Genomic DNA, 479 nt, shown 5'->3' with positions numbered 1-479 from the left:
AATTTGAACATGTGATCTATCAGCACTTAGGCGAAGCGGAAGTCAACGACCAGAAAACGGGTGTCGATTACCTGCGTACACTTGCCTATGTTGACAGCGCTAACATCGCCTTGTACGGCCACAGCTACGGTGGTTATATGGCTTTGATGGGTTTGTTTAAGGCGCCGGATTACTTTAAGGCCGCCATCTCTGGTGCGCCAGTGACTGACTGGGCCTTATATGACACCCATTACACCGAGCGTTATCTTGGCCATCCGCAACAGAATGCTAAAGGCTATGAGGCCAGCAGCGTACTGCCTTATGTGAAAGGCTATCAATCTGGCTTGCTGATGTATCACGGCATGGCCGATGACAATGTACTTTTTGAGAACAGTACCAAGGTGTATAAAGCGTTGCAGGATGAGGGTAAGCTATTTCAGATGATAGATTATCCTGGGTCAAAGCACTCGATGCGTGGCGAAAAAGTGAGAACGCATTTG

General features: G+C 48.2%; 1 protein-coding gene. It reads left to right on the top strand.

Features of this window, described 5'->3' with window-relative positions; genetic code table 11:
- Positions 1 to 479: prolyl oligopeptidase family serine peptidase (locus MTCD1_RS18475; RefSeq protein ID WP_143760150.1), on the top strand; the 479-nt coding region annotated here is incomplete at both ends.

This window comes from Colwellia marinimaniae (genome assembly GCF_002207865.1).
Lineage (GTDB): Bacteria > Pseudomonadota > Gammaproteobacteria > Enterobacterales > Alteromonadaceae > Colwellia > Colwellia marinimaniae.
The sequence above is the reverse complement of the archived record's forward strand: the minus strand, read 5'-3'. Positions and strand labels throughout refer to the sequence as shown.